Source organism: Chromohalobacter sp. 48-RD10 (assembly GCF_029889785.1).
Lineage (GTDB): Bacteria > Pseudomonadota > Gammaproteobacteria > Pseudomonadales > Halomonadaceae > Chromohalobacter.
This window is the reverse complement of the sequence record NZ_JARANX010000109.1, coordinates 1-1,901: the sequence shown is the minus strand read 5'-3', so window position 1 is coordinate 1,901 and position 1,901 is coordinate 1. Positions and strand designations below refer to the sequence as shown.

Sequence of the window (1,901 nt, the reverse complement as noted above, 5' to 3'; positions counted from 1 at the left end):
GAGTGGTCGGATCACATGCGCAACGTAGCTGCTGCGCTCTTTCGATTGGAGCACAATCGCGACGAGCAAGATATGCTGGAGGTGCTGGGCACGCTGGTCGAGTGGCTCAAGACGCCCGAGCAAACCGGGCTACGACGGGCCTTCGTGGTGTGGATACGCCGCGTACTGCTGCCCAACCGAGCGCCAGGGATGGAACTGCCCGAGTTCAACGAGTTGCAGGATCTACACGAGGTACACGACATGCTGGCAGAACGCATCAAGCAATGGCCTGAACGGTGGGAAGAAAAAGGCCGCCAGGAAGGCGAACAACGGGGCATCGAGAAGACTGCCCGCAACCTGATCAAGCTGGGGGTACTCAGTGATGAACAGATCGCCGAGGCCACGGGGCTGACGGTGGCCGACGTGGAAGGGCTGCGCGAAGAAGACACGCACTGATCCTGCAGCGAATGGATCATGAACTACGTTTTAGACGGCCCCTTTCAGGGCCGTTGTTGTTTGTGGCCGAGTCTGGCGGGTGGGCGGCGAGGTGCCTCATGGGGCATGAGTCGTCCAGTCATCCAGGCGCAGCCCCGAAACGCGCTCGAATTCACGCAGGTTGTTGGTGACGACAATCAGGCCCTGCGAGCGTGCATGACCCGCGATCATCTGATCGTAAGGCCCGATAAGGGTACCCGCTTTCGTGAGTTCGGCTCTTAGTTGGCCAGTATGGGCAGCGGCATCGTTATCGTAAGGCAGAACTTCCAGACGCGCTGCGAAGCTTTCGACGACGGCGATGTTGTGCTCGGGATTACTGGATTTCTCCGCGCCATAGACGAGTTCCATCAACGTGATGGAACTGATGCACATCTGACTGTGGTGGCGCTTGAAGATCTCCCGCACTGAGGGCGGTTTGTTCTTGATCGTATAAATGCAAATATTGGTGTCGAGCATATATTTCAGCATTAGAATGCTTCCCGCCGCTGATCCTCTGGCTGCTCGCGCGTGGACATGAAATCCGCCGTGGCGCCAGGTTCGTCGAACCAGCTATCCCATGATTCTCCCGCTGGGACGATGATGCGCGTCCTGCCGATGGATATGATCTCGACACGCTTTACATCCTCAGGAAGGGCGCTTGCTTTGGGGAGACGTATGGCTTGATTGCGATTGGATTGGAAAACGGAACCTTGAGGCATGACAGTCACCTTGGGATATTCTTTATGTATATCCCAATGTAGTGAGGCTCAAGAAGGCTGTCAATGTGCATGAATCGAAGCCTTGAGGCCCCCAGGAAGAAAGGCAAGAAGGGCGTCAGTGCGTGCCTCTCGCGAAGGCCTCCCACAAGATACGCCACATAGAGTGGCCACCCAGGTTGTGAGAAAATATTAGTGGGAGTGAATTTATTCGCGATAGTCCCTGTCGCAGGTGCCGGCAACGCGGTAGGCTTCCAAGATCGAGATAGGAGCGCGCATGGCCGAGACGACTTCCAATCATCACGATACCGGCTACAAGGAGCTGTTCAGCTACCCGGAATTCGTGCAGCAGCTGATCGAAGGCTTTGCACCAGCCGAGATCGCCACGCTGATGGACTTCACGACGCTCAAGCAGCACAACGGCCATTACATCACGCCGATGTTCGAAGAGAAGATCGAGGATGTGGTGTGGTCGGTGGAAGTGACTTGGGACGGCGTGACGCAAGAGATGTATTTGTACATCCTGCTCGAGTTTCAGTCGTCGGTGGATCGCACCATGCCGATCCGGCTGATGCACTACGTCGCTTGCTTCTACAGCGAGCTACTCAAGCAGAAGGTCACCACTCCTTACCAAGGCCTGCCGCCGGTGTTTCCGGTGGTGCTCTACAATGGCGTGGACCGCTGGGCGGCGCCGTTGGATGTCTATCGCATGATCGCCCCGGAACCCCCGAG

General features: G+C 56.9%; 3 protein-coding genes and 1 pseudogene. 2 read left to right on the top strand and 2 right to left on the bottom strand.

Going from position 1 to position 1,901, the window contains the following annotated elements; all coding sequences use genetic code 11:
• Positions 1-435, top strand: a pseudogene (locus tag OP496_RS17475) (transposase); the annotation flags it as partial.
• Positions 436-531: 96 nt separating this feature from the next.
• On the opposite strand, the gene vapC reads toward OP496_RS17475, so the two are convergent.
• Both vapC and vapB read right to left on the bottom strand, forming a co-directional pair.
• Positions 532-942: a tRNA(fMet)-specific endonuclease VapC gene (vapC, locus tag OP496_RS17470; RefSeq protein ID WP_280565155.1), complete on the bottom strand. Its 411-nt coding sequence runs from the start codon at positions 940-942 to the stop codon at positions 532-534.
• On the bottom strand, positions 942-1,172 hold the full coding sequence (gene vapB / locus OP496_RS17465) for a type II toxin-antitoxin system VapB family antitoxin (RefSeq protein WP_075370572.1): 231 nt from the start codon (positions 1,170-1,172) through the stop codon (positions 942-944). Before vapB ends, vapC begins: the two co-directional genes overlap by 1 nt.
• Before the next feature lie 274 nt (positions 1,173-1,446).
• Here vapB and OP496_RS17460 point away from each other — a divergent pair.
• The coding region (locus OP496_RS17460; protein WP_280565154.1) for an Rpn family recombination-promoting nuclease/putative transposase at positions 1,447-1,901 on the top strand (455 nt) is incomplete at its 3' end.

Excerpts from the sequence above, each read along its gene's own strand:
- vapB (WP_075370572.1), bottom strand. The coding sequence starts at position 1,172 with ATGCCTCAAGGTTCCGTTTTCCAATCCAATCGCAATCAAGCCATACGT.
- vapC (WP_280565155.1), bottom strand. The coding sequence starts at position 942 with ATGCTGAAATATATGCTCGACACCAATATTTGCATTTATACGATCAAG.